This window comes from Halorientalis brevis (assembly GCF_042678165.1).
Lineage (GTDB): Archaea > Halobacteriota > Halobacteria > Halobacteriales > Haloarculaceae > Halorientalis > Halorientalis brevis.
Window position 1 is genome coordinate 1 of sequence record NZ_JBHUDJ010000012.1, and the last position, 23,846, is coordinate 23,846.

Sequence of the window (23,846 nt, forward strand, 5' to 3'; positions counted from 1 at the left end):
AGCCGTCACCGTCCGCCCAGCCGAGTGGCCCCAGGCCGAAGGCACGGGCGACGCCGACGTCTCGGCGTTCGACGCCGACATCGACGAGAGCGCGATCAAGTCGACCGTCACCGGCTTCGAGGAAGTCGCCGGCGGCGACGTGGACATCGCCGAAGCGGAGTTCCTCGTCTCCATCGGTCGCGGGATCGAAGAGGAAGAGAACCTCCCGCTGATCGAGGCGCTCGTCGAAGCGACCGACGCGACGCTGTCCTCGTCGCGTCCGATCGTCGACAACGGCTGGCTGCCGGCGAACCGCCAGGTCGGCCAGTCCGGGAAGGTCGTCACGCCGGATGTCTACATCGCGATCGGCATCTCCGGCGCCGTCCAGCACGTCGCTGGCATGAAGGGTGCTGACACGATCGTGGCGATCAACACGGACCCGAACGCGCCGATCTACGACCTCGCGGACTACGGCATCGAAGACGACCTCTTCGACGTGGTGCCGGCGCTGATCGAAGAGTTCGGCGGCGACGTGCCAGACGTCTAAACTCGGCAATTTTCTTTCGTTTTTCTAGCATCCGTGCGAGCGGAGCAAGCCCAGTTCACGCGGCCGAGTAACGCGAGGCCGCGCCTTTTTGGTCCATCGGAAGAGCAAGCTCTTCCGAGCTCCCGCTCGCAAGCTCGCGGGAACAGATTTTTTCGGTTCGGGTCGCTCTGCGACCCACTCACCGAAAAAGGTGGGAGTCCGACGGCTTATATACGAGTAGTGAAATATACCACCCTACTGTGGGTTCACTCGCCGCCCTCTTCGGGAGAGACGCTGCCGTCCTCCGCGACAGGAGTTTCCAGTTGCTCTTGCTGACGAATCTCACACCGCCGCTCGGCGTGGCGCTCATCTCGCCGCTGTTGAACACGCTCACAGGGCCCTTCGCCGTCTCCGGTGCGGAGATCGGGTTGCTCATCACCGCCTTTTCCGCACCGAGCATCGTTTCGATCCCGCTCGTCGGGACCCTCGCGGACCGCTACGGTCGGAAACCGGTGTTAGTGGCTGGATTGCTGGTGTTCGGCGGGGCCGGTGCGGCCGTCGGATTGACGACGGAGTTCCGCGTCGCACTGGCGCTCCGGTTCGTCCAGGGGATCGGGTTCGCCGGGTTGACGCCAGTTATCGTCACCAGTACCGGCGATCTCTTCAGAGACAGCGCTGAGGCGACGGCACAGGGCATCCGGTTTGCCACGTCCGGGGTGACGATGATGGTCTTTCCCCTCGTGGCCGGCGTGCTGGTGGCGGTCGCGTGGCAGCTCCCGTTTTTCTTCTACGGGATCTCGATCCCCATCGCAGTCGTGTTGCTCCTGTTTCTCGACGAGCCACGAGAGCGAGGGGTGTCGAAGGAAGTCGCCGACCGGCCGACCGTTCGCGACCTCGTCGCCTATCTCGACGCTCGCATCACGGCACTGTTGATCGCGCGAGCGCTCCCGAACGCGTTTTACACGGCGTTTTTGACCTACAACTCGCTGGTCATCGTGCGCGTCCTCGATGGCTCGCCCAGGCAAGCCGGGCTGTTAGTCGCGGCAGCGAGTCTGGCACACGCGGCCGCAGCGACTCAAAGCGGTCGCATGACCGCTTACTTCAGCACTCGGTTCCAGCCGCTCTTCGGCGCGACGCTCGGAATGGGCGTCGGCCTCTCGTTCGTGGGGTTCGCACCGTCGTTCCCCGTGGTCCTCCTCGGCAGCGTGCTCGTCGGCTTCGGGTTCGGAACGACGCTTTCGCTGTACAGAAGCGTCATCACGAGCATCTCGGAGACGTTCCGCGGCAGTCTCGTGAGCCTCGGCTCGTCACTCGGTCGCGTCGGATCGACGTTCACGCCAGTGCTCCTCGGCGCCGCGATCCATCGGTTGCGGCCGATCGTCGGGGCCACAGGAGCCATCAAGACCGCAATCGTCGTATTGAGTATCGTCGGGGGAGCGCTCGGAGTGCTCTGTTTGGTCGCCGCTGGTCTCCACCGCCAGCCGCACCGCTCTGTGAACGAAACTGGCGCCTAAGTCTCCGTACCGAACGCAAGGGTAACGGGTTCTCTCCCCTGAATGGGGCGAACACGTGTGCCAGAACCGCCGTCTGTTCCACCGTCTGACGATTCTGTTCGCGGCACCGTCGGATTCGAAGGTAGTAGTCCCGTCGCTCCCTCCCTTTTCGGTATTGCCACAGTTTGATAGTTAAACAACAACGAATGAAAGTTGTATTTGGTACCTTCCACATTTGACGTGAGCGTGCAGTGGAAATATCAACACTCCGGGTCCGTTATACAGCATCGAATCACCGCCGTAGTCTCCCCGGCCTGGGGAGCCGTTCGGACCCCCTAACGGTGAGTGTTCGAATAACTGTCTCCGGGGCGCTGGGAAAATCGAGCCGAGAGAGCCATCGTCGCCAGTTCTGTGGCAGGTTGCCGGCTACTCCTCGTCGATAAACTGCCTGCCACGGTACGAGAGCCACCACACGCGCGATGCACCTTTCATCGCAGTGTTGATGAGGCCATCTTCTGCGAGTTCTCGGAGCCGCTTGTCGACGCCCTGTTGACTCATCCCGACCCGTTCGCCGACTTCAGTCGCCGTGAACACGGGCTCTGGGACGTCTCTCCCGGCAACGAGGAGTTCGTGGTCAGAGACTTCCCGATCTCTCCCTGATCGACTCATCAGCAAACAGTCGTCGTTCGACGTGTAAAATACACCACCACTGATTTTCGTTGTTGTGTCACACCTTTTTGTTGCTTCACAACCGATTGCTATCGGCGACTCGGATGCCAGAACGACTTCGGTGCGCTGGCCGTGGTACACACTGCCAGGGCGATTGCAAGCGACTGGGTCGACGGTCGGATAGCATACCGGACGCAGACGACGGCCGGGCTGTGCAAGTCGATCGGGTGCAGTGACGGGAGCTAGCTCTGCTCGGCGCGAAGGGTTTCGAGATCAGCCTGCAACTGCTTCGATTTCGGACCGTCACCGGTGTAAGCGCGCTCGACGACGCCCTGCTCGTTCGCCAGCACGACGAGGCCGAGATGGTTGAACATGTATTCCTCCGCGCTGGACTGCTGGGTTCGCTCGAAGGTCACGCCGTAAGTTCCCTGCACCACGTCTTTCGCCCGATCGCGACCGTCGGGCCGGAGGAAGTACCAGTTCCCCGCGTCGCGGTCGACGTTCATCGTGTCCGCGTACTGTCGCAGTCGCTCGGCGTCGTCGCGTTGCGGGTCGAACGTGACCGCCAGGAACGCGACGTCGTCGGCGAACCCGTTCTCCGATGCGAAATCCTGGACTCGCTTGAGCGAGGAGATGAGAATCGGACAGACCGTGTTACAGTTACTGTAGAAGAACGTCATCACCACGTTTCGGTCGTCGAACTCGGTCGTCGTGACGTCGCGCTCCGCCAGCGGTGCGCGCAGCGTCACCTCGGGCAGTTGCTGGCCGTACGCGGGGTACGGGAGGTCGGAACTACTGAACTGTCGGCCCTCCGGTTCCTCGAGGATCGTCTGTCCGTTCCCGCCGTCGCCGAGAACCGAGCCGAGACAGCCAGCGGTCCCGATGACGCCTGCCGTCGCGGCCGCCGTGAGATACGTGCGTCGGTGCATTAGCGTGCGCTTCGAGCGAGAGCTACGAAAACCCCGTAGTACACCTCTCGAAACCCATCACTCCTGCCAGACCGACCGCGTCGCGACGGCGAAGCCGCCGCCGATCCAGGCGAGGAGTCCGGCGACGCTCGCGAGCGGCGCGGCCGCCTGCAGGGTACCGCCCGTGGCGACGTCGACGACGGTCTGTAACACCAGTCCGCGGTACGCGCCGCTCGGCGAGAGAGCCAGCAGCGCCAGCACGCCCTGCGTTCCGACGAGGTCAGCGCCGAGCGCCTCGACGAGGCCAAGGTCGACGACTGCCGTCAGTGCGATCCAGAGTCCCACGAGGGCTCCTGCAGCGTGGCGCGTGCCGCTCGCGACGGCCGACACGGCGATGGCCACCGACAGCGCGGCCAGTCCGAAGAGGGTCGTCGCCGAGAGCAACCGCATGAACAGGACCACGGAGTCGGTACTGCTGTGGGTGGCCACGAGGAGCGTCGTCGGCTCGCCGAGGACCCACACCAGCGCCATCGTCGGGAGCAGCGCCGCGACGATGCCGACCGCTAGCGCGATCCCACGGCCGACCAGGACGCTCGCGACGACCGTCGCCCGCGAGACGGGAAACGTCGAGAGCACGGCGAGTTCGCCGCGCCGGCGGTCGTCGAGCAACGCGCGATAGCCGACGGTAAAGGAAAGGAGCGGCACGAGCAGTTCGAGCGCTGGCAGGAGGTCGACGGCCGTCGGCAGATACCCACTGGCGGCGGCCCCGCTCACCCAGACCAGTCCCGCCAGGAGTCCCGCGAGCGAGACGACGAACAGGCCGAACGCGCGCGTCGACACCACCGTCGCAATCTCGCGCCGGGCGAGTGCCTGCAGTCGCGTCAGCGGATGCTGTGCCATCGAACTCACACCCCGTGGCGAACGGTGACGCCTGCATCGTCGGCCACTGTCGTCTCGAACGCGTCGCTCAGCGATCGCACGTCCAGATCAGCGAGAACTGTCGCAGCCGGCCCCTGTGCCTGGACCGTCCCCTGGTCGAGGAGGACGACCCGGTCGGCGTTGGTGCCGACGGCGTCGAGATCGTGTGAGGCGACCAGCACACCCCGGCCAGCGGCGGCCAGGTCGGACAGCACGTCGAACACTCTGGCGGTCATCGCAGGGTCAAGCCCGCTCGTCGGTTCGTCCAGGACGAGCACCGGCGGATCGCCGACGAGCGCGATGGCGACGCCGAGCAGCCGGCGCATCCCCCCGGACAGTGCGTCGACCCGCTCGTCGGTGACCTCGTCGAGCCCGACCGTCGACAGCACGTCGTCCGTCCCCGGCCCGCCGTCGACGAGCGCCGCGTACGTCTCGACGGTTTGTCGAACGGTGAAGCCGTCACGGGGACGGAGCGACTGCGGGAGGTAGCCGACAGTCCGCGGTGCGTCCGCGTCCGGAAGCGTGATCGTCCCGGACTGTGGCGCCTGGACGCCGGTGACGAGCCGCAACAGCGTCGATTTGCCGCTACCGTTCGGCCCGACCAGTGCCGTCACTGCGTCCGTGGGGACCGACAGGGAGACGCCGTCGAGCACGCACAGCCCGTCGTAGCCGTGTTCGAGGTCCGTGACAGTCACTACGGGTGTCGATTCCGCTGCTCGCCGTCGGGTGTCGTCGGTCGCAGTCATGAATGAGAATCCTCCTGTCTCGCATCGGCGTAACCTGCCTGGCCGAGGCGCACCGGGTTCAGCGGGGTCGTCGCCGGGTGCCGGTCGACGATGCCCTGTGCTCGCATCCCGGGCACGAGCTGCTGGAGCAGCCGCCGGCCGATGTGAATCGGCGAGTGCGCCAGCGTGAGCCGCCCCGGTTCACGCAAGGTCGCATCGACGGGGTCGAGCGGGGCGTACGGCCGCATCGACTGGTTCGAGCCGACGGAGATCGCACCGTCCCAGTAGTTCCCGCGCCCGGGCGTCGACCACACGCGTGCCATCCCGGCCGTCGCGTGCACCTGTTCTCGATTGTCGACGAAATCGTTGCCGACCACTCGGTTCGAGGCGACGTAGTTCTCGGCGCGCACGCCCAGGTCGTTGCCGGCGACGACGTTGCCGACGTACCGCGAGGTGCGCGAGCCGATCGTGAGCCCGACGCCGTTGTCGACGAGGACGTTGTCGGCGACGTACGACCGCGTGCCGGCCGTGACGATCCCGTGGCGACTGGCGCGCACGTCGTTGCCGACCAGGGCGTTCCCCGTAGGACGCGTCATGATCACGAGCCCGGTCTGGGCGTCCCGGACGGTGTTGTCCGCCAGAAGCGTCTCTGAGGTGAACATGACGTGGACGCCGAACCGGACGTTCGACATCGCGGAGTCGCGGACGACCATGCCGTCCGACCGATGGGCGTAGACGCCGTCGAGCCCGCCGCGGAACGTCGAATGCTGGACCACGACCGGCGACCCCATCGCCATTACGCCCATGTACCCCTGGTTCGGCGTGGGGTTCCCGCGGACGGTGACGTCGCTGGCGACGGCTCGCGAACTGTTGCGATAGAGCAGGCCGTTGGACGGCGTCTCGACGGTGACCGACTGGACGAGCGTTCGCGTCCCGCCGAGCACCGCGACGCCGGCGTCACCGCGGCCGTACGTCTGCTCGACCTTGCTGTCCCACTCGCGCGTCCGGTCGGAGTCGTCGCTCAGGTTGATGCGGGTCGTCCCGACCCCGGAAATCCGGAGGTCGGCGACGGCGGCGTCCGACGACGCGACCGTGACGACCGTGCCGTTGCCCTCGCCCGCGAGATGCGTCCCTCGACCCGCCCCCTGGAGCGTGATAGGCTTCGCGATGCGAACTTGCTCCTCGTACCGGCCGGGCGGCACGCGAACCGTCGTGTTCGGGGGCGCGTCGCGGATGGCCGCCTGAATCGTCGGGGCGTCCCGCCCGACGACGGTCGACACTGGCCGATCGAGGAGCGGCCTGACCGCTGCGACGGTCTCGTTCGCGCGCTCGCTCCGGCGCGTCGGCCACTCGGGACGATCCACAGCCGCCCGCTCGTCGAACTCGTCGCGTACCGCCTGCCACGAACGGACCTGCCCGTCGTGCCGAGCGGCGAACGACCGGGCCGCGGTCGCGTCGGTAAAGGGGACGACGGCCGTGCTCGTTGGCGTGGGGACGACTGCGTACTGGGCCGCGGTCGCGCGAACCCACGTCGCCCGGGTGTCGATGGACGCGTTGACGAACCCGTCGGACGTCAAGCGGGGACTGGCGTCCGGGAACGCGGACACGTAGATCGCGACCGGCGGCCCGAACCGCTGGGTCCGTCCGTCTCGATTCGCCGACCGCGCGAACGACGAGACGCCGTAGTAGCCGACGACGAACTCGGACTGGGCGTAGAACACCTGGACCTTCGGAATCGTGTGTCCCTTCGCCTGTGCGACCCGCACGGTCTCGCTCGACAGGCCCGTCTGGATGGTTTCGCCGAACCGCACCGGGTCCGGCGTCGTCCCGCTCGGACCGATCGCGAACGGAACGAGAAACGCGCTCACGGCGAACACACCGACGAGGATGACTGTGCCAGTACGCATCGGGAGTTTCGACCAATCGTCCGTATCGTCAGCGTCGGACCGCCTTCACTCCCGTAGTATAATTCTCGAACGCGGGAACGGCCTGGTTGTCACGGCGTGCGATCGACTCCCGCCCCGCCACTGACGCGAGACCGACCGCTCGTCTCGTCGGCGTCGCGTGGGTCCGTCAGCGCGGCGTGAGGCCGACGCCGTCGGCCAGCAGTTCGTGTGAGCGCAGCGCGTCGTCGTGGTCGGGGGCGATGTGCTGGATCATCACCTCGTCGACGCCGACGCGCTCCGTGAGCTGCTCGAAGAGTCCGGCGAGCGTCTCCGGGCTGCCGGAGATCGCACGGGGCCACTCGTCGGCGTCGAGGGTTTCGGGAGTCGGATCGGGCACGCCACCCAGTTCGTCGATGGCCGCGTCGATGGACGGTCGCGTGCCGATTTCGCCTCGCTGCATGCGTTTGTACGTCGCCTCGGCCACGGCGCGGAGCCGCGCAGCGTCGGCGTCCGTCTCGGCACAGATCGCGTTCACCGCGACGATTCCCTCCGGTTCGTCGACGCCGCCGGCCAGCCGCGACGGCTGGAACTGCTCGCGGTACGTCTCGAACGAGCGGGTGGCGAGCTGCGGGCGGATGAACGCCGCAAAGCAGTACGGGAGGCCGAGTTCGCCAGCGATCGCCGCGCTCGACGGACTCGATCCCAGCACCCACGGCTCGGGCGTCGCCTGATCCGAGCGTGGGAGCGTGAGGTCGCTGTACGGATGCTCCGCGGGATAGTCGTCGTACAGGTGCGTGACGACGGCCTCGATCTTCTCTTCGTGGTCCGCGTCGGGGTTCTGGACCCGCCGTTCCGTCCCGAGGGCGCGATCCGCGGCCGGCGAGCCGTTCGCCCGCCCGAGACCCACATCCATACGCCCCGGGGCAAGCGCGTCGAGCGCGCCGAACTGTTCAGCGACCTTGAACGGGCTGTAGTGGTTGAGCAACACGGCTCCAGACCCCAGCCGGATCGAGTCGGTCTTCCCCGCGAGGTGGCCGAGCAGGACCTCGGGCGTGGTTCCGGCGATGGTGTCCGCCATGCCGTGATGTTCGGCCACCCAGAACCGGGAGTAGCCGAGCCGTTCGGCTTGGCGTGCCGTTTCGACTGTGTTGGCGTACGCGTCACGTGCGGTACCGTCGTCGGGAACTGGAGAGAGGTCGACGACAGAGAGATCCATACCCGGGTTCAGAGGGAGCGAAAGATAACCGTTGGGCTAGCGGAATCCACGTGTGCCGCTCGCAGTTGCCACTTCCAGTGCGGTCGCTGTCACGCGATCAATGCGGTCGCTGTCGACGATCAGAGCGGTCACTGCCACGCGGTCAGTGCGGACGCTGCCAGCGATCGTTCGGCCAGAAGCGCGTCGGTCGTGGCGCCGCCCTGGGCCGGCTCGTCCAACTCAGTTCAGCGACGACGTCACTCCGAGGCTCACGCCCATCAGTACCGAACCCACCGTGATCACGGTTCCAGTCACGCCGAGAAGGACCTGCGTTACCTCCGGAGCGAGCGCCGCGAGCTCGACGAACATCCGCACGTCCAGGGCCACGACGATGATCGCCCCGACGAGATCGAACGCGAGGTCGAACGCGGTGTCCCGCCACCCATAGTGAACGAGCATCGGTTCGATGTCGTAGCGCTCGCCCACGGCTCGTGCGACCAGTTCGACGAGTTCCCAGAAGACGCCGATGACGAACGTGTAGATGATCGTCGCCCCGGCGATCGCGGCTGGGGAGAGCGCCCGCGTCGTCCCGGTGCTGACGGCGACGATGAGTCCAGCGTACACCAGTGCTGCGACGATCGTGGCAGAGACGGTGTGGGTGAGGTGATCCCACCACCAGCACGAGTCGTAGGGGCCTAACATCCCCACCGAATGCAGGAGCCCGGCGGCAGTGACCCACACTGGGAGTTCTGGCGTGAGGAACGGCCCCCGCAACGGCGACAGTGAGCCGGTCGCAAGCGAGAGCGAGAGCAGGGCGAGGACCAGAGAGACCAGCGCGTTCACGGACGCAGAGACGTCTCGGCGGTGCAGCGCGACGAGCAACGTGCACGCCAGCGCGCCGAGAAGCGCTGTGAGGACCGCTGTCAGTATCCAGGCCATCGGTGGTAACGGTTGTTGTCAGGGAGTCGAAACCGCATCGGCATGACTCTTGGGCTTGCTCCGCGGCAGTGCATCGCGGCGGGAACGGAGCGGCAACGGAATCCGGCTACCGCTCGATGTTGGTGCCTGCCAGAGTCATCGCGAGTGGGATTGCAGGTACCGGTCCGGCACTCGTTCGTGCAGACGGCGTGGAAGAACCGGGAGGAGAGTGCCGAAGAGGACCTCGGCGAGGTCGGGCAGGAACCGTCGAACAGCGGTGTACAGCACGCCCACGGCCACGCTCGCGACGACGGCGTCGCGGAACACGCCGTCAACTCTGAGTAACAGCGGGCCGGCCAGCGCCATCGACAGGACGAGATCGCCCGGAGAGCCATCGTAGCCGACCCAGCGGCGGGGGGCGATCCACTGGCTGCGGTAGTGATCGTACACCGCGCGGTCCGACGTCCCTTCCCAGGGGCGCAGTTCCAGCCCGCCACCGAAGACGTCAGCGAGGCTGTGCGTGGCTGCACCAAGAAGGAACACGGCACTCCCGACCGTAGCGGGAGACGGGACCAGCAGTGCAGGCACCAGGGCACCGAGAGCGAGCACGGAGTAGTACACTGGGAAATGGAGGGTTTGGCGGTGCCCAGCGTACATATCGAGATCCGGGAGGATTCCGCCGAACAACCCCGCCACGAGGGCAATACCAGCGAACTCCGGCACGACGGCACCCACGACGAGCCCGAGTGCCATTCCGCCCAGCGCATGGGTTGGCAGCATCATCGTGTCGCATCGTAAGACACAGAATTAATTGAACCTGTCGGTCACTACTGATGTGGTCGTACGGGTGTATTCGTGCTGCTCGACTCCCGATTCAGCAGTGGTTCGGAGCTGATGAGAAGCATTCGCGACGTTGCCGAGCGAATCCAACAGGAAACCCGCTGTCTGTCGAGTAGTCGTGGCCCTCCACGGTTGCCCACGCAAGCGAGAAACCCCGAAAGGATCCCGGAACTGCGTCTCGTGTCCTCGGGACTCGGGAGTGCTGGCGATCGAGAATGAGAGACTACTCGGCGTCGAGTTCTGTTCCGCATTCGGGGCAGACGAGTGTGAACCCGTCGTCACCCGGCACCGCTCGCATGTTGTCGTTCCCGCAGTCCGGACAGTCCTGTGGCACGCGAACGTCTTCGCTGTCACGCGGGGCACCCATAGCGTAGGCAACCACTGGCTCGTCGGTTTCGTTCGCCCCAGTCTGGTATTCCCCGGGCGCGAACCGGATCGCCTCACCCTCGCCGACGACGACCTCGTCGTCCATCGTCGTGAACGTGGCTTCGCCCTCGACGACGACGAACACCTCTTCTTGGTCCAGATGGGTGTGCATCGCGTTGGAGAACCCCTCGCCGGGTTCCAGCCGGAAGTAGTTGATCGAGAAGTCGGTCGTTCCCAGCGGTTCTGAAAGTCCACGACAGTCGACGTCTCGGCCGAACGCGTTCGGTTCCACGTCGTCGATGGATGCTTTCTCCATATTGCTCCGTTCGGACACGACCGCGATATATTTGTATACTGCCGCCCGCACTGGGGCGTGTTACTACATCTCGTGTCCATTTTGGGAGTATGCCTTCGTGCCCGTGTTTTGAGTCCTCGAGAGGTGTGAAGATGGGGCAAGATCGTCGAATGGGGTGTCGCGTTCGTCGGAGTGAGAAGTGTGCAACTCCGACCAGAGTGGAGTCCCTTCGACGTCGGAGTCAGAATCACCACCGATCGACGGAAGGTGGTCAGGGCAGACGAGCATCGCTTAACCAACACACAGCAGCCAAACGGAGGTGTTGGTTAAGCCGTTAACCGAACGTGTCCCGTCGAACGCCGAAACATCACGGGGAGCTATCGAAGTGAGTGGTTCTAGGGAGGTCTGAGGCGGCTACCGAACGCCAGTAGCAAAACTGGCCTTTTATGCGGGAAAGACCGCTATACAGCCGATTTTGTATCAGTCATCGTCACGATACTAGACGAACACATCGAGACAGAGTAACGACGATGCCGTGTGTTAGGTGGGTGAGAGAAAGAACAGGGACACACACACCTAGTTTCGAGTTATAGCCGCTGCGGAGGTGGGGAGAATCTCTCTGTGCTGTGAGAATGGCTGTTTCGTTCGGAAACCAGCAAACTATAACTCGAAACTAGGTGTGTTGCCACTAGTCTAGCTAGTCTAGTAGTACTAGAAGAAGAGCTAGAAGAACTAGAAAGAAGAAAAGAAAGAGAGAGAAACAGCCTCTAGTAAGGAAAGCACAGCCCACAGCGGGGGGACCCCCTCTCGAAACCCTATAACTCGAAACTAGGTGTGTGTCCCCCCTTTCCTGTGGTGATTCCGCTTGACTCTCGTCAGCCACAACATTTCTTGCCACCTTTCGAGACCCCGATCCGACAGATCCTGTCAGTCTCCCGTCCTGATTCACCAGTGGCTTTCAGCCCATCGTCGACTGTCGCACCTAGGGTCTGGAAACAATCAGCCAGCTCGCGACGATTTCCCTCCTCGACCAGATCCCGATAACCGCGTTGTATATGTGTGATCACACATCCATCTCCCTCCGCACAGGGATGTCACTCCGACTGATTCCGGACCCCTCGGTTCGCAGGGTTTCGATGACTGCTGATCGCCGTCGCTTCCCGACGACGCTACACGCCCTGTCGTGAGTAAAACTCGAAACCGGGTGTGTTTCGATATCCAGTCCTCACTCGTACTGCCAGTGTATAACTCGAAACTGGGTGTGTGCCCTCGAGATCTTCCGAAACGAACCGTCGAAATATAACTCGAAACCAGGTGTGTGACCGTCGGGGCGCCAACACGACTCGTCACCCTATAACTCGAAACTGGGTGTGTTCGTCGCTCTCCCACCGGATACGAACCCAGATATAACTCGAAATCAGGTGTGTCCGTCGCCGCTTCTCCCCCGGCGAGAGTATATTCTGAGTAACACCTCATCTGCGATTAACGAACGATAGAGGCGATATAACTCGAAATCAGGGGGGTGTGTACACCATTTCGAGTTAACCCTAACTGTGTATATTTCCGTCTTTCAAGCGCTCTAGAAATGAACATAACTCGAAACCCGGTCCCAATTCTTTTATGTGATGCACGAACAGGTGTACGTATGGCCCCCCAAGACGGGCTGGACACCGAGCCAGACCCGCTTTTCGATTCCGTCGAGCTCACCGGCGGTGATCCTATCTTCGAGCGGCGGGAACTCGTTACGATCGACCACCTCCCGACCGAGGACCGGATCGTTGGCCGTGACGATCAGATCAAGATGATCGCCAACGAGATCGGCCCGGCCGTCTCCGGTGCTCCCCCCAACTCGGTGATGATCTACGGGAAAACCGGGTCCGGAAAGTCGCTCGTCGCGAAACACGTGATGAAACGGAGTGAACAGGAAGCAGAGCGACGCGAAAACGATCTCGCGGTCGCGTACGCGAACTGCTCACAGGCAAAGGGCAACGCCGATGCCCTGCAGCAACTCGGCCAGCAGATCAACCCCTCCGAGAGCAGCATCTCGTTCCCCGAGCGTGGGATCTCCGAAAACGAGTATTTCAATCGCGTGTGGGACGTCCTCGACGAATTTTACGACGCTGCGATCTTCACGCTCGACGAGATCGACCGCTTGAAAAACGACGACCTCCTGATGATCCTCTCGCGTGCGGGCGAGACCGGCAGCGTCGAAACGCCGATCGGCGTGATCGCCATCTCGAACAAGATCAACTACCGTGACCAGATGAGCGAACGAACGAAGAGTTCGTTCGGTCACAACGAGTACATCTTCGATCCGTACGACGCGACCCAACTGCGGGAAATCCTGGACAATCGGAAGGACGCGTTCAAAGACGGCAAACTGGGGGACGCCGTCATTCCACGCGCAGCGGCGCTCGGTGCGAAAGAACACGGTGACGCCCGGAAAGCGATGCGCCTCCTCCGATACGCCGGTGACTACGCCAAGAACAACGGCGCGGAGATGGTCAAAGAAGACCACCTGCTCGAGGTTCGGGCCTCGGCCGAAGCCGAACGCCTCCGAGATCTCGTCTCCGGGCTCCCGAGCCACACCAGGCACGTTCTCAGTGGCCTGGCTGCCCTGACGAGACAGAACAACGACCAGGAGTGGTTCAGAACCACCCAGATCATCGACGCGTACGAACGAGTGTGTGAGAAAGAGGGGACGGATTCGCTCACGAAAGACCGGATTCGACAGCTGCTCAAAGAACTCGCGTTCCTTGAAGTGACGGAAAACCGCTCGAACCACGGCGGCAAAGGGACCGGCTCGTACAAGGAACACCGGCTGATGTGGGACGCCGAAACCGTCTCTCGGATGCACACCCGGCAGTGAGCGCACACACCCGATTTCGAGTTATAGCGCGACCATCACGTTTCCGGTGCGCGCGACTCCCTGAGTTACCGACCAGTCGATTCAGTCGGCGCTCGTCGATACCTTCTTGGGGGCAGCCGTCACGCAAACTGTTTCCGGGCGACCTCAGTCGAGACGCCGTCGACGGTCACTGTCACGACGACTTCGTCGCCGTCGGACGCGAGATACACCGTCAGATACGAGACGACTCCCGGTGTCGTCGTCGACGTCTCGCTGCCGGAGTTGACTGCGCGAACCGTCACTTCGTCCGCCTCGACCGCTTTCACGAAATTGACCCGAACGGTGCCTTTCTCCTCCTTGTAGGAGAACTCGAAGGCGTTGTCGGGAATCGCATCCGGTTTCGAGCGAGACCCCGGGGGTCGCTCGGGCGCTGTGGTCTCCTCCGGGGTGGCAGTCTGTCTGACGAAGTCGATATCGAGGTCACTGTCGGCGTACGTACTCGTTGCAGACAGTCGATCGCCGTCGGTGGACAGCGAGGCGTCTGCCCCCGCAATCCCGAGTTGCGTCTTCAGGCGGCCCGTGGTCGACTGACTGACGGTGTCACTTCGGAGCGCGAGGTCGGCCGTGATCCGTTTGTCCTCGGGGGAAAACGTCACCGACGAGCACACGTCGTCGCGTTGTGAGACGACCGCTGTTGGTGGGTCGGCGTCACTGCTTCGCCAGTAGTACCCGTCGAGATCCGCTGGCCCGAGCCAGCCGACCACGACATCGCCTGTGCCAGCAGTGTCGACCAACCACTCGACGGTGTTTTGCTGCTCGACGGCTCGATCGTGATCGCCCTGCCCGGTATCGATGACCGTCTCGACGTTCGTCCGTGACTCGGACAGCACCACGGACGATTCGCTGACGGCAACGAACTGTGAGACATCCGGTTTCGGCTCGTAGAGCGTGTACTCGTCACCGTCAGTCACGACCTCGAATCTGATCTCCCCGAGGAAGTCCGTGCCGCCAGCGCGAAGCGACTCGTCGGCCTTGGTCACGTCGATGTCACCGGTGCCGACGACAGTGTCGTTCACTCTGAACAACTCCGTCACTCCCTGCGTCGGCTGTGCGGCATCGATGAGATAGGTGAGGCCGGACGCGGCGAACGAGATGGCCGAGACGCCGATGACCTGTCCACCGGTTTGAAGCGGGAGTTTGAGCAGGGGTTCGTCGATACGATCGAGCGCCGAGAGGTCCGGGGCGATTCCGGGCGGGTTCGAGTCGTCGCTGGACGGGAGAATCAAGGGCAGCAACGGATCGATCTTCGACGTCTTCTGCGAGAACGTCAGGTCGATGTACGCGGTCAGCATCGGGTCGTCCGTCGCCGGGAGCCAGTCGGCATACGTGGCCGTCTCCGTCGTGCCCCAACAGCCTGCGAGAGCGCCAACTGTCGTTGCGGCACCGAGCGCGAGGAATCGACGGCGGGTGTGAGGGGACATGGTGGGGGACGGCGGGCACTCGCACCGAACGTGTGATGCGATTTATTGTATACTGAGTGCCAGGATTTTTAAAATCCACCGGCTTGGATCGTGATCCGACGGGGTACGCGATCGCTGACGGGACACAGTGCTGTCACGGGATCTCCTGGCAGGAAGCGCCGCTCACACCAGAAACCGGTGTCTCAGTCCGATTTCGCAGGGTGGCGCTTGGCGGCCGTCGCTTTCCGACTCCCCGTCGCCCGGAGGGTACACCACACGAGGATGGCGAGGAGTCCACCGAGTGGCAGCGAGACCACCGTCAGTACGACTCGGACGGCAGCGACGACGGCACTGGCGATCGGGACCGGAACGGCTCCCAGTGACAGGACTGCGCTGACCTGTGCAGGCTGCACGGGGAACGTAATCAGAACGGTCCCGAACAGCAGCAAGGAGTGGCCGCGACTTGGGACACCGACGTACAGCAGACAGAGCAGCGGGAAGTACACGTACACCACGTACAGCGCGTTCGAAGCAGGCGAGACGAGTAACATCGCCGTGAGCGCAACGAGGTACGTCGTCAATCGATCGGTGAAACGCCGCCTGCGAGGAGCGACGAGTATCACCGTGGGTGCGAGCGCGAGCAGTGACAGCGGTGCGTACAGGGACGGATCGAGATTCGGGAGCAACTGGGAGAACGGGCGATACAGCGACATCGCAAAGAAGTTTGGCGAGACCGTCCCGGCAAACTCGGCGAGCCGACTGCGGCCAGCCAGGACGTCGAGGTATCGGCGGTAGGCGTCGAGGCCGAACAGCAACGCACCCAGCACGAGGCCGCTCACGCCCGTCAGGACGGCGGCGACGAGCGCGCGCCAGGCCCGGCGCCAGACGAGCCAGAGGCCGAGGACGACCGGAAAGACCTTGATCAACGCCGCGCCCGCGAGGGCGACGCCAGCGAGCACCTGGCGACCGCGTTCGACGGCCAGGAACGCCCCGGCGAGTGCGACTGCGATCAACACGTCCAGTTGTCCCTGTCCGAAGATAGCCATGATGGGGGCAGTCCCGAGACAGAAGCCGGTGACGAGAACGCGATCGACTGGCGGTAGCCGACCGCTGTGGCGCTCGATCGTCCAGACAGTGAGTCCAGCGAGGAAGAGGGCACACACGACGTTCAGGATCGTCTGCACCGCGAAGGCACGCTGCCAGCTTCCTGCCGCTGTGTGCGGCAGAAACAGCGTAATGGAGACTGGGGGATACACGTACGACACTCCGGGGAGGCCAGGAGACAGTCCGATGAAGGGGTCGCCGTGCAGCGCAGCCTGAGCGGCGGTGTAGTAGGCGCGGAAGTCCCACGCGAAATGCGAGACGTCGGCGATCCCGAGGAAGTACGTCGGCACGAGGAGACCGCCGGCGAGACAGAACACCAACGTTCTGCGCCGTGTGCGGGCGTCCTTCGCCGACCGCTCCCACGTTTGGAGGGAAAGTGAGGGAATGGGCGACATCGAACGACGTGTTCACTGGTCCGGCACTTAAGGGGGTACTGCGAGTTTCGGACCCAGAAACTGCTCACTTGCTGTCATCGTCGGTCCCTTCAGCGCGATCGGGGACGGTGAGACGGACCTCGCTCCCGGCGTCAGCGACGTCCTCGAACGAGAGGTCGCCGCCGAGACGCGTGATGGCCCACGAGACGAACCACAGTCCGACACCCTTCCCGTGTCGGAGTGGCGTTTCTTCACCGTCCAGCAAGACGGCCTGCTCGCGGTCCGGAATGCCGGGACCGTCGTCACGCACGGCGATCTGCCCGCTGTCACCGGCCCGCGAGATCTCGATCGTCACTGTCGGGACGTCCGCGTCGCTGTGTTCCACGGCGTTCTCGACCACCTCGAAGAGCGGCATCCGGAGGACCGCACGGTCAGTCCGAACGAGAGGGTCGGTGGCGGTTGTCACAACCGTGATCTGACAGTCGTAGCGCTCCCTGATAGCAGCGGCCACCGCGTCACACAGGGTTTCGAGATCGACCTGCTGGAGCGTGAGGGTGTCCTGGGTCATGACCCGGTCGGCCCGCTCGACCGTCTCACCGATCTCAGCCAGGTCGGTGGCGGTTCGCTGGATGCGAGAAGCGACGTCAGTCGGATCGTCGAGTGAGCCGTCGGACAGGACTTCAGCGAATCCGCGAACCGCGTCCAAGTTGTTCCGAAGGTTGTGTCGCAGGACCCTGTTGAACACTTCGAGGCGTTGTTTTTGGGTCTGCTCGTCGGTGACGTCCTGCAGGAGATACGACGTTCCGACCGTCTCGTGGTGCTGGTTCGTCAGCAGGGACTCACTCACGTCGAACTGACGCCGTCCATCGGGCGTCGGAACCGTCGTCGTCCCAGTGTCGATGCCATCGAGGGACAGTCCGAGAATCGCCGCTATCGGGCGGCCTGCGTCACGGGTGGGATCGATTCCGAGCGTCGCTTCGGCAGCCTCGTTTGCGTCAACGAGACGGTCCTCGCGATCGACGACGACGACCGATTCGCTCATCGCCTCGAGCACAGACCGTCGTGCGAGTGGTCCCGTTCCGGGAGTGTCACTGAAGAGGCGATACCGGAACACGCCGACGGCGAATCCGCCGGCGATGACGCCGAGGAAGCCCGTGACGACTGGCGGGAGCGTCGTCGGCTCCGCCGGGTCGACGGTGCCCAGGGAGAACAGCAACAGTGAGACGCCGGTCCCGCTGAGCGAGAGGACGCTCGCCTGTGCGTTCGGAAGGTCGTCGTACGTGACCGCGGATTGCACGAGCAGGAACACGCCGAACAGTCCGACGCCGACGAGTCCGGTCTGGAGGAGCGAGGACCCAACGCGAAGCAACTGCGCGACGAGGCCGTCGAGCGCACCTGCAAATTCCGTCGTCGCTCCGGTGACGATCACGTACCCGGTGCCGAGGCCAAGCCACCGACGGGTCACAGCTGGCCCGAGACCGGTGTACTCGAAGACGAACCCGGCCCACAGCGGAACGAGTACCAGCCAGCCGATGACGAGCGCAGCCACGACTGTTTGCCGAGACAGGATCGCCGCACGACTGGCGGCGAGCAGACAGGTGAGCAGCGCGAACACGAGCCAGAGCAGCCCGGCACTGAGTGCACCGGGCCGATCCCGATTCTGGACTGCCACGACAGACAGCCCCACGAACACCACAGTCACAACCAGTTCGACGCCGAGGAGGGCCGTCGTCATGCCTGTTCCTCCGGCGGTTGCGGGCCGCCCGAGCGACGGGTAGCCGTGGGGAGGCGCACGATGACTGACGGGTCCCCAGCGTCGGTGGGCTGTCGAACGCTCCACTCGGTCTGTTCAGTTGCGAGACGGGCGATCCGGAGTGACACGTCGGCAACTGTCCCGTCGGGCCCAGGAGCAAACGGGGAGAGCGTCACTGTCACCGCGTCGTTCCGATCCTCGACTCGCAGGGTGGCCGGCTCGTCCGGTGTCCCCGCGGCTGTGGTCAGTGTGTGAAGTGTGGCCGTCAGGAGATCCGTGTCACCTCCCACCACCGGCGATACCTGCGCTGGCGTCGTCACGACGTCGACAGCCGTTGCCTCCCGCAGCTCGGACAGGACCGCTTCCAGATCGGCCGACGTACTCGTGTTCGGGTGCGCGGCCAGCGCCTGCTCGATCTCGCGCACGCGAGCGACCAACGTCGCCACGTCCGTCGCCGTTTCGTGGATGTCCTGCCCACTGTGTTCCGGACTCTCTTCGCCATTGGCGACCGCGTCTGCACGGTGTGCAACATCGGTCATCTCCGCCTGGAGCGCCCCGACGAGCAACTGCGTGAGGACACCGAGTCTGCGTTCCCGTTGCCGCGCTTCGGTGACGTCCCGACAGACGAGCAAGGCGCCGAGTTCCCGACCGTGGTCGTCGGTGACCGTCTCTGCGCTGATGGCGGCAATCCGGCCCGAATCGAGGCGGACGTCGGTCGGTTCGGTCGCCGCGACGGCTGGCTGTGGGACGGCCGGCGCGACGGTTTCGAGTGGCGCACCCACTGCGTCGGCGTGACTGACGGCCAGGAGGCGTTCGGCTTCGAGATTGAGGTCGCGAATCCGGCCGTCTCGACCGACCATGACGACGCCGTCAGCCATCTCGTTGCTGACGCGGTCTCGACCGATAACCGACGCGACTGGGAGCCTCTCGAAGAGGCGGTACCGGCGGACGGCGGCTGTGAAAAGCAGGCTTGACACTGTCACAGCAACGGGCGTCGTCATCGGGGCCTGGAGCGTGGTGGCTGCGAACGGGAGGGTCAGGACGGCGCCGACTGCAGCAGTCAGGACTGCAGTCTGTCCGGCAGGAAACGCCTTGTGCCGGAGGGTCGTCGCGAGGACGAAGAAGACGCCGATTAACGCGAGCGACTCGGCGAGCACGATCGTACTCCCGAGGAGCGCGTTGAACGTCCCAGTCGGAGTGGCGACCACGGATCCGAGAACCGTGAGTGCGACGGTCGGGGCGACGAGGCAGACGAGAAGGACGCCGACTGCGGACAGAGCGATCGGGGACGTCCGTCTGTCTCGCCCCGTGTACTGGAGTGCGAACAGGAACCAGAACCCGCTGACGACTGCCTGGAGGTCGAACGCGAGAAGCAACCACGGGCCACCGACCAAAGCCGTGGGCTGCCACTGGATTCCCAGTAGCTCGCGGATCGGTGCGAGGTCCACGACGCCGACGTGGACGACGGCCCCGACGAGGAGCGTGACCGCCACTCCGATCAAGGGCCGCGTCGTCGGGTCGTCCCGGTAGCGAACCATCGTCGCCAGGAAGACGCCACTGGTCGCGAGTGCCACCAGACTGGCTGCGAGCGCGGCTGGTGAGGTCGCGACGATCATGGCTCCGTGTTTCCGGCCGGTTTCTCTGACATGACTGGCAGGGCCCACGTCGGTGCTGAGGGATTCAGGTGCGTGACAGTTTACGCTTCGCTCTCAAAAGGATGGGTGACCTCGGAGGCCGGCGGGTCGATGGGCGACGACTCGCGTCAGTCGTCGACACTGACCATCGCCTCGATCTGTCCGTCTTCGAACGACACCGAGAGCGACTCGGCGACGGCCTCGTATTGCTCGCGATGGTGGCCGTCCTCGCAGAGGGCCATCTCGGTTCGCACGAGCCCGGCATCACGGAGATCGTTGAGCCGCCGGTAGGCGGTCGCCCGCGATACGTTGGCGACTTCAGCGACTGCACGACCTCCTCGTGGCTGTTCGGCGACGGCTTCGAAGACACGCCGGGTGTACTCGTCGCCGAAGAGATCGAGGAGTTCGGCCCCAGCGGGACCGTCGTTCTGCATCGGTTCGTTCGAACGCGTCGCCTCGGGTGCCTCGAGGTGGGCGGACATAGTCGTTCGAAAGCCCCCTTCCGTCCTGGATGCCGATGCTAGCTATCCCGATCGCTTCGGTCACGGGACTCTAGGAGTGCAGACGTGGTCTCGCCGAGAAGCCACCAGTTATAGGGATTCAGCTACGAATCAAACGTGAGTCACCTGGACAGATGTCAGACACCGATGCGTCAGCGGACCTGCGTGCGCTCGTCGTCGACGACGAGCGGGAAGTGGCGGACGCGTACGCGCTCCGAATCCGGGGCTTCTGTGACGTGGAGACGGCCTACAGCGGTACTGACGCCCTCTCGATAATCGACGACGCTGACATCGACGTCGTTCTGTTAGACCGCCATATGCCGGGGATGTCGGGCGACGACGTGCTGGCTGAACTCGACGATCGGGGGTATTATGGCCGCGTTATCATGGTTACAGCAGTGGACCCCGGCTTCGACGTGCTGGAGATGCCCTTCGACGACTACCTCTGTAAGCCGGTCGACCGCGAAGACGTGCGTGCCGCTATCGACCACCAGCGTCAGGTCCTCGCCTACGAGACGCTCGGAGCGTACTTCAGCACCGAATCCAAACGCGCCGTGTTAGAAGCCGAAATGGGTCCGGACGCGGTGCAGGACCACGATGGCTACAGCGAGCTCGCCGACCACGCCGCGCGGCTCGAACGACGCGCCCGGCGGCTGCTCGCTGACGACGCTCTCATCGATCAGTTCGACCAGATCGGCCGCGAAGAACTCTAACCGCTCACGAGCGATTCAGTCGCCGCTACTGGTCCTGGAAGTACGCGTCGAGGAGCTTTCGCTGACTGGCGCGGAGATGGTGCAGCAGCGTCGAGCCGGTGATGTCGAGGGAGGTTGCGACTTCTTCTGCGGTGCTGCCCCGCGGGGACTCGAAGTAGTCCGCGAGGTACGCGGTCCGAAGCACGACGCGCTGGCGCTCCGTCAGTCGCTCGTCCAACTCGTCACGGAATTCGCGAGCGGTCGTCACCGACCGCTCCCGTTCACGTTTGGCGACGACGTCAGCGTCGTAGGTGCGGCTGACTGCGTCGCTCATTCGATGCACGTCCGACTCCGGTGGGAGATCCACGACGATCTGGCCAGTCCCGTCGTCGAACCGCGCCCGCCGTACCGTGCCGCCGAGCGACGAGACTGCGAGCAGCGGTGTCGACCCCTGGATCTCGAGTTCGACGGTGGGATCGGACTGCGAGTCGCCGATGGCTCGGACGTCACCGATGCACTCCATGTCGCTGGCGACAGCGGCGATCTCGTCGAACGCTGCGCCCTCGATCACGGTATAGCAGAGGAGCGTCTCGTCCCCGCGCGGGACCATCCCGTCGAGCGTGTACTCGGTGTCGAGTGCGCCACTGAGCGAGGCCATGACCGAGTCGGCTCCGACGCTGAAGGTGACTTCCGTCACGCTGTCGGAGAGCAGCAGGTTGCGGTTTCGGGCAGCGGTGACCGCGAACCCGGCGACTTCGCCGAGCGTCTCGAAACTCCTGCGCTCCCGGTCGGAGAACGCGTCCGTGCCGTCCGCGTAGACGCCGACGACGCCGTAGACGTTCGCGCCGTACACGAGTGGAATCGCCAGCGCCGATTGGACGCCATCAGCAAAGCCCGCCATGCGAACGCGCTCGGGCACCGCCGCGTCGTCCGCGAGCGGATCGGCAGCCTGGAGCTGTCCGCTCTCGACGGCCCGCTCTTCCGGCGTCGGTGCTGGCCCCGTGAGCGCGTCGCGGACAGCAGCAAAGGTCTCACCGGTATCGCCCGCCGCAGCGCGGATGGTGAGGTCGTCACTCCCGATCTCGCGTTCGCCGACCCAGGCGAACTCGTAGAGTGCCGTGTCACCGAGTTCGCGACAGATGGTCTCCGCAATTTCCTCCCGCGTGGAGGCGTCGACGAGCGCCGCCAGCACCTTCGAGAGCACTTCGTCGATGAGCGTGATCCGTTTCCGCTCTGTCCGGAGCCGTTCGACCGATTGTTCGTACCGCTGTCGCCGCGTCACGTCCTGGAGGTAGACGACGACGTCGGTGTCGGTCGGGACAACCGAGACGGCGAGCCACAGTTCCAGATCGGGGTAGTACTCCTCGAACTCCACCGCACACACGTCCTCCCCCTCGAACGCACCGAGGAGCGTATCCTCGACAGACCGCGGAAACACCTCGGCTATCGGGACGCCAGACGGGTCGGCTGTGACGTCGATCAGCCCGCGAGCAACGTCGTTGATGGCGGTGACAGTCCCCTCGGGCGAGACTTCGAGAACGCCGACGGGTGCGCGCTGGAGCCGATCGTCCATACCTGCTAGCAGCCGTACCCTTCGATATCGGTTTGTCGGTTCTGTTACTGGGTTGTCCACTTTTTTCCTCTCAAAATCTGATCTCGAAGCGCGCACCCCCGTCGTGAGCGGCCGTGAGCGTTACGTCCCAGTCGTGTGCCGCCACGATCCGCTCGACGATCGCGAGCCCGAGCCCAGTTCCCCCGTCTGCCGTGGAATATCCGGGGTCGAAGACGACGTCGTGGTCGTCGGGCGGGACGCCTTTTCCATCATCGGCGACGTAGAAGCCGTTCTCCAGCGCACCGACCGTGACCGTGATCGGCGAGTCAGCGGCGGTGGCCTCACTGTCGTGTTCCGACGATGATAGGGTTGCTGCGGAGCCGTGTTCGACGCTGTTCCGAAAGACGTTCTCGAACAGTCTTCGGACGCGATCCGGGTCGGCAGTGGTCGTCGGAAGCGGCTCCTGGACGTCGAGCGTCGCGTGGGTGGTCTCGACGGACTGCCACGCGTCCTCGGCGGCGTCCCGGATCGAGACGTCTTCAGCGGGCTCGACGACGCTGTCACCGCGCGCGAGCACGAGTACGTCACGGATGCGCTGACTCATCCGGTCGTGTGCACTGGCAACCGCGTCGAAGTGCTCGGTCTCACCTGTCTCCCGTGCAGCCCGGAGGTGGGCCTTCGCGACGTCGAGCGGATTCCGGAGATCGTGGCTGAGGACGCTCGCGATGTCTCCGACGCCTGCAGTCTCCGCCACAGCCGGATACTCGTCTAGGGCGGTGAACACGAGGTAGCCAGTCCCGTCTCCGGTCGCAACGATGCGTGCGACGTACGCCCCGTGCTCGCCGACCCCGTCGAGATAGATACCGACGTCGTCGCCGCGAACGAGCTGCGTTGCTGGCTCCTCGTCGCCGGTCGATTCGACGACGCCGAACTGCTCGAAGACGCTCGCGACGGGTTCCTCGGTCGAGTTGTCGTCGAACGCAGTCTCGAACGCGTCGTTCGTCGCCGTGATGTAGGCAGTCCCGTCCTCGCTGGCGTACGCGAGCACCGGATCGGGGTGCATGTCGAGTGGGATCGCGGCGTTACTCTGGTTTGTCATCGATCGTATTCCTCGGGAGGGCAGTCGGCCGACCTGTGAGCGAGACACCACCGTCGGCGGAGGCGGACCGGGTATCTGCAGCGATGCTTTCTAGCTATGCAGCGGTGACCGC

At 64.5% G+C, this 23,846-nt stretch carries 20 protein-coding genes; 4 read left to right on the forward strand and 16 right to left on the reverse strand.

The window, feature by feature from the left end:
- Both ACFR9U_RS15640 and ACFR9U_RS15645 read left to right on the forward strand, forming a co-directional pair.
- Positions 1-526 (forward strand): electron transfer flavoprotein subunit alpha/FixB family protein (locus ACFR9U_RS15640; protein WP_379814714.1); only part of this gene is annotated, 526 nt, incomplete at its 5' end.
- 239 nt (positions 527-765) lie between these two features.
- The gene (locus tag ACFR9U_RS15645; RefSeq protein WP_247382085.1) at positions 766-2,019 is read left to right on the forward strand and encodes an MFS transporter; all 1,254 of its coding nucleotides are present in this window, start codon (positions 766-768) and stop codon (positions 2,017-2,019) included.
- 405 nt (positions 2,020-2,424) lie between these two features.
- Here ACFR9U_RS15645 and ACFR9U_RS15650 read toward each other — a convergent pair whose 3' ends face one another.
- From ACFR9U_RS15650 to ACFR9U_RS15690, 9 genes are all read right to left on the reverse strand, one after another.
- Positions 2,425-2,667: a winged helix-turn-helix transcriptional regulator gene (locus ACFR9U_RS15650; RefSeq protein ID WP_247382088.1), complete on the reverse strand. Its 243-nt coding sequence runs from the start codon at positions 2,665-2,667 to the stop codon at positions 2,425-2,427.
- A 242-nt stretch (positions 2,668-2,909) separates the two neighbouring features.
- A complete protein-coding gene (locus ACFR9U_RS15655) occupies positions 2,910-3,596 on the reverse strand; it encodes an SCO family protein (protein ID WP_247382090.1) in 687 nt (228 codons plus the stop codon).
- Between the two features lie 57 nt (positions 3,597-3,653).
- Entirely contained in the window at positions 3,654-4,475 is an 822-nt protein-coding gene (locus ACFR9U_RS15660) for an ABC transporter permease (RefSeq protein WP_247382091.1), read from the reverse strand.
- 5 nt (positions 4,476-4,480) lie between these two features.
- Entirely contained in the window at positions 4,481-5,239 is a 759-nt protein-coding gene (locus ACFR9U_RS15665; RefSeq protein WP_247382092.1) for an ABC transporter ATP-binding protein, read from the reverse strand.
- Complete coding sequence (locus ACFR9U_RS15670) at positions 5,236-7,125, reverse strand: NosD domain-containing protein (protein ID WP_247382094.1); 1,890 nt, start codon at positions 7,123-7,125, stop codon at positions 5,236-5,238. Before ACFR9U_RS15670 ends, ACFR9U_RS15665 begins: the two co-directional genes overlap by 4 nt.
- Before the next feature lie 166 nt (positions 7,126-7,291).
- A complete protein-coding gene (locus ACFR9U_RS15675; protein ID WP_247382096.1) occupies positions 7,292-8,320 on the reverse strand; it encodes an LLM class flavin-dependent oxidoreductase in 1,029 nt (342 codons plus the stop codon).
- A gap of 219 nt (positions 8,321-8,539) precedes the next feature.
- Complete coding sequence (locus ACFR9U_RS15680) at positions 8,540-9,238, reverse strand: DUF2238 domain-containing protein (protein WP_247382097.1); 699 nt, start codon at positions 9,236-9,238, stop codon at positions 8,540-8,542.
- A gap of 135 nt (positions 9,239-9,373) precedes the next feature.
- Complete coding sequence (locus ACFR9U_RS15685) at positions 9,374-10,000, reverse strand: metal-dependent hydrolase (protein WP_247382099.1); 627 nt, start codon at positions 9,998-10,000, stop codon at positions 9,374-9,376.
- Between the two features lie 280 nt (positions 10,001-10,280).
- On the reverse strand, positions 10,281-10,739 hold the full coding sequence (locus ACFR9U_RS15690; RefSeq protein WP_247382101.1) for a cupin domain-containing protein: 459 nt from the start codon (positions 10,737-10,739) through the stop codon (positions 10,281-10,283).
- Between the two features lie 1,624 nt (positions 10,740-12,363).
- Here ACFR9U_RS15690 and ACFR9U_RS15695 point away from each other — a divergent pair.
- Positions 12,364-13,587, forward strand: coding sequence for an orc1/cdc6 family replication initiation protein (locus tag ACFR9U_RS15695; RefSeq protein ID WP_247382103.1), 1,224 nt, complete (start codon positions 12,364-12,366; stop codon positions 13,585-13,587).
- Positions 13,588-13,706: 119 nt separating this feature from the next.
- Here ACFR9U_RS15695 and ACFR9U_RS15700 read toward each other — a convergent pair whose 3' ends face one another.
- From ACFR9U_RS15700 to ACFR9U_RS15720, 5 genes are all read right to left on the reverse strand, one after another.
- The gene (locus ACFR9U_RS15700; RefSeq protein WP_247382107.1) at positions 13,707-15,047 is read right to left on the reverse strand and encodes a hypothetical protein; all 1,341 of its coding nucleotides are present in this window, start codon (positions 15,045-15,047) and stop codon (positions 13,707-13,709) included.
- Between the two features lie 182 nt (positions 15,048-15,229).
- Positions 15,230-16,525, reverse strand: a complete 1,296-nt coding sequence (locus tag ACFR9U_RS15705; RefSeq protein ID WP_247382110.1) for a glycosyltransferase family 87 protein — start codon at positions 16,523-16,525, stop codon at positions 15,230-15,232.
- Positions 16,526-16,589: 64 nt separating this feature from the next.
- Positions 16,590-18,239, reverse strand: a complete 1,650-nt coding sequence (locus tag ACFR9U_RS15710) for an ATP-binding protein (RefSeq protein WP_247382111.1) — start codon at positions 18,237-18,239, stop codon at positions 16,590-16,592.
- Positions 18,236-19,873: a histidine kinase N-terminal 7TM domain-containing protein gene (locus ACFR9U_RS15715; protein WP_247382113.1), complete on the reverse strand. Its 1,638-nt coding sequence runs from the start codon at positions 19,871-19,873 to the stop codon at positions 18,236-18,238. The genes ACFR9U_RS15710 and ACFR9U_RS15715 overlap by 4 nt, the downstream gene beginning before the upstream one ends.
- A gap of 146 nt (positions 19,874-20,019) precedes the next feature.
- Positions 20,020-20,373 carry a winged helix-turn-helix domain-containing protein gene (locus ACFR9U_RS15720; RefSeq protein WP_247382114.1) on the reverse strand — a complete coding sequence of 118 codons (354 nt, stop codon included), beginning with the start codon at positions 20,371-20,373 and terminating at the stop codon, positions 20,020-20,022.
- 152 nt (positions 20,374-20,525) lie between these two features.
- On the opposite strand from ACFR9U_RS15720, the gene ACFR9U_RS15725 reads away from it, so the two are divergent.
- A complete protein-coding gene (locus ACFR9U_RS15725; RefSeq protein WP_247382115.1) occupies positions 20,526-21,104 on the forward strand; it encodes a response regulator transcription factor in 579 nt (192 codons plus the stop codon).
- Between the two features lie 25 nt (positions 21,105-21,129).
- Here ACFR9U_RS15725 and ACFR9U_RS15730 read toward each other — a convergent pair whose 3' ends face one another.
- Both ACFR9U_RS15730 and ACFR9U_RS15735 read right to left on the reverse strand, forming a co-directional pair.
- A complete protein-coding gene (locus ACFR9U_RS15730; RefSeq protein WP_247382116.1) occupies positions 21,130-22,656 on the reverse strand; it encodes a bacterio-opsin activator domain-containing protein in 1,527 nt (508 codons plus the stop codon).
- Between the two features lie 70 nt (positions 22,657-22,726).
- Positions 22,727-23,734 (reverse strand): sensor histidine kinase, encoded by a 1,008-nt coding sequence (locus tag ACFR9U_RS15735; RefSeq protein WP_247382118.1) that lies wholly within the window; start codon positions 23,732-23,734, stop codon positions 22,727-22,729.
- Positions 23,735-23,846 lie beyond the last annotated feature (112 nt).

Bases quoted from the DNA above. Each gene is read 5' to 3' on its own strand.
- ACFR9U_RS15695 (WP_247382103.1), top strand. From the start codon at position 12,364: ATGGCCCCCCAAGACGGGCTGGACACCGAGCCAGACCCGCTTTTCGAT.
- ACFR9U_RS15730 (WP_247382116.1), bottom strand. From the start codon at position 22,656: ATGGACGATCGGCTCCAGCGCGCACCCGTCGGCGTTCTCGAAGTCTCG.
- ACFR9U_RS15670 (WP_247382094.1), bottom strand. From the start codon at position 7,125: ATGCGTACTGGCACAGTCATCCTCGTCGGTGTGTTCGCCGTGAGCGCG.
- ACFR9U_RS15680 (WP_247382097.1), bottom strand. From the start codon at position 9,238: ATGGCCTGGATACTGACAGCGGTCCTCACAGCGCTTCTCGGCGCGCTG.
- ACFR9U_RS15690 (WP_247382101.1), bottom strand. From the start codon at position 10,739: ATGGAGAAAGCATCCATCGACGACGTGGAACCGAACGCGTTCGGCCGA.
- ACFR9U_RS15650 (WP_247382088.1), bottom strand. From the start codon at position 2,667: ATGAGTCGATCAGGGAGAGATCGGGAAGTCTCTGACCACGAACTCCTC.
- ACFR9U_RS15685 (WP_247382099.1), bottom strand. From the start codon at position 10,000: ATGATGCTGCCAACCCATGCGCTGGGCGGAATGGCACTCGGGCTCGTC.
- ACFR9U_RS15710 (WP_247382111.1), bottom strand. From the start codon at position 18,239: ATGACGACGGCCCTCCTCGGCGTCGAACTGGTTGTGACTGTGGTGTTC.
- ACFR9U_RS15665 (WP_247382092.1), bottom strand. From the start codon at position 5,239: ATGACTGCGACCGACGACACCCGACGGCGAGCAGCGGAATCGACACCC.
- ACFR9U_RS15660 (WP_247382091.1), bottom strand. From the start codon at position 4,475: ATGGCACAGCATCCGCTGACGCGACTGCAGGCACTCGCCCGGCGCGAG.
- ACFR9U_RS15700 (WP_247382107.1), bottom strand. From the start codon at position 15,047: ATGTCCCCTCACACCCGCCGTCGATTCCTCGCGCTCGGTGCCGCAACG.
- ACFR9U_RS15655 (WP_247382090.1), bottom strand. From the start codon at position 3,596: ATGCACCGACGCACGTATCTCACGGCGGCCGCGACGGCAGGCGTCATC.
- ACFR9U_RS15715 (WP_247382113.1), bottom strand. From the start codon at position 19,873: ATGATCGTCGCGACCTCACCAGCCGCGCTCGCAGCCAGTCTGGTGGCA.
- ACFR9U_RS15675 (WP_247382096.1), bottom strand. From the start codon at position 8,320: ATGGATCTCTCTGTCGTCGACCTCTCTCCAGTTCCCGACGACGGTACC.
- ACFR9U_RS15725 (WP_247382115.1), top strand. From the start codon at position 20,526: ATGTCAGACACCGATGCGTCAGCGGACCTGCGTGCGCTCGTCGTCGAC.
- ACFR9U_RS15705 (WP_247382110.1), bottom strand. From the start codon at position 16,525: ATGTCGCCCATTCCCTCACTTTCCCTCCAAACGTGGGAGCGGTCGGCG.
- ACFR9U_RS15720 (WP_247382114.1), bottom strand. From the start codon at position 20,373: ATGTCCGCCCACCTCGAGGCACCCGAGGCGACGCGTTCGAACGAACCG.
- ACFR9U_RS15735 (WP_247382118.1), bottom strand. From the start codon at position 23,734: ATGACAAACCAGAGTAACGCCGCGATCCCACTCGACATGCACCCCGAT.